2 protein-coding genes are annotated in these 1,981 nt (G+C 73.1%); both read right to left on the reverse strand.

Translation table 11 applies throughout. From position 1 onward, the window contains the following. Window positions 1-279 precede the first annotated feature (279 nt). Complete coding sequence (locus B9S61_RS08085; RefSeq protein WP_103541627.1) at window positions 280-726, reverse strand: hypothetical protein; 447 nt, start codon at window positions 724-726, stop codon at window positions 280-282. Then, a partial coding sequence (locus B9S61_RS08090) for a multicopper oxidase domain-containing protein (protein ID WP_181007291.1) occupies window positions 726-1,981 on the reverse strand: 1,256 nt, incomplete at its 5' end. The genes B9S61_RS08085 and B9S61_RS08090, both read right to left, overlap by 1 nt.

Here is a 1,981-nt window from a genome sequence, read left to right on the forward strand (position 1 = left end):
CCGGAGGCTGAGACCCGGAACCCGGTCCCGGAAGCAACACCACGGCCAGGCCCGAGACTCGGGCCGATGTGAGGGCGGGAGCAAGGCCGGGGCCCGGACCGGAACCCGGGTCGGCGTCGGCGTCGGCGTCGGGACATACACCGGGACCGACACCCGAGGGTGAGATCCAGAGGCTCCACCGGAACCAACACCACGGCCAGGGGCGAAGCCGAGGGCCGATGCCGGGACCGGGATCGAGGCCGAGGCCGAGGCCGAGGCCGAGACGGGGGCCGGGGCCGGCTATGTCGCGGGCAGGGCCGTGGCGAGGAGGATGATGCCCAGGGAGCCGACGAGGGAGACGACGGCGAGGGTGCGGGCGACGTCGGCGCGGTGGCGCGAGTGGGCGATGCCGTGGGCGGCCGCGGCGGCCATGACCAGGGCGAACAGGGCCAGTTTGGCCGCCAGTGTGCGACCGTAGCCGGGTTCGGCGAGGGACGCCCAGGTGACACCCTTGTGCCAGGCCATGGCGATGCCCGTACCGAGCTGCACCGGCAGGAACACCGCGCCGGTGAGCATCCCGAAGCGGCGGCCCGCCTCGGCGGTGAAGCGGGCCTTGGCCTCGGGAGCGAGCAGGCGCCTGGCGAGCGGCAGGATCACCAGCGACAGGGCCAGCTGCCCGCCGACCCACAGCGCGGCTCCCGCCACGTGCGCGAAGCGCACCAGGGACCACAGTCCTACCGTGTCCACTACCCGCTCACCTCCACCGTGCCGTGCGCCCCGGCCTCGGCGTGCCGCATGTCGTGGTCGACGAAGGAGTAGTGCCCGGCCTCGGGGAACGTGGTCTCGGCGAACCCGCCCTGCGCGGGGGCCAGGTCGAGTACCTGCGCCCCGCCGGGACTGCCGGGGGTCAGAAGGTAGGCGCCTTCCTTGTACACCGTGTCGAAGACGGTTCCCACGATGTGGAAGGCGACCGGGTCGCTCGGACCGGCGTCGATCACCCAGAACCGGGCCCGTTCGCCGGCCTTCACGGACAGCGGCCGCTTCGCGTACTGGGCGGCGACCCCGTTGAAGGCCCAGGCGTCCGGAGTGCCCTCACGCATCTTGGCCACCTGTGCGGCGCTGCCCGGGGTGCCCAGATAGAGCGCCGAGGAGACCAGGACGTATTCGTGGTCCACCGGCTTCAGGCCGGGCGGGTCGATGACGACGGCGCCGTACATGCCGTTGCCCATGTGCTGGAGCATGGGGGCGGTGCTGCAGTGGTACAGCCAGGCTCCGGCCTTCTCGGCGCGGAACCGGTAGACGAGGCGTTCGCCGGGCCGGAGGGTGCGCATGGGACCGTCGGGGGCGAGGGAACCGGCGTGGAAGTCGATGCCGTGCCCCATGCCCTTGTCGTCGTTGATCAGGGTGATCTCGAAGACGTCGCCGACCTTGCCGCGCAGGGTGGGGCCGGGGGCGGTGCCGCCGAAGGTCCACATCTGCTGTTCCACGCCGGGGGCGACCTCGACGGTGGTGTGGTCGGCGCGCAGTTCGAGTCTGTGGAGCCGTCCGCCGGGGGCGGGTGCGAGGTCCGCGCTGCGCTCCCGCCAGCCCCGCGAGAAGTCGGCGCCGAGGTCGAGGCCGGTGCCGCTGTCGGCGGGGCCGGAGTGGCCGCTGTGCCCGTCGGCGGCGGGATCGCCGTGGGTGTTCCCGGCCGCCTCGTGGGGGGAGCCGTTGTCCGTGTCGCGGACGACGATGTCCAGGGTCATGCCGGCCGCGCGGTGTCCGGGCAGGGTGCACCATGCCTCACGGTCGCCGGTGACCGGTCCCAGGTCCAGGGTGCGGCTCTGGCCGGTGGCGAGCATCGGGGTGGCGGGCCCGTCCTCCACCTTGAGGTCGCGGCGCTGGGCGTCGGTGTTGGTGACCTTCAGGCGCAGGACGGTGCCCTCGGCGACGTCGATACGGGCGGGACGGACCCCCACGTCATCAGGGATTGTCCGGCAGCGCGTACTCGCCGTACTCGGGG

The organism is Streptomyces sp. SM1, assembly GCF_002910825.1.
Taxonomy (GTDB): domain Bacteria; phylum Actinomycetota; class Actinomycetes; order Streptomycetales; family Streptomycetaceae; genus Streptomyces; species Streptomyces okerensis.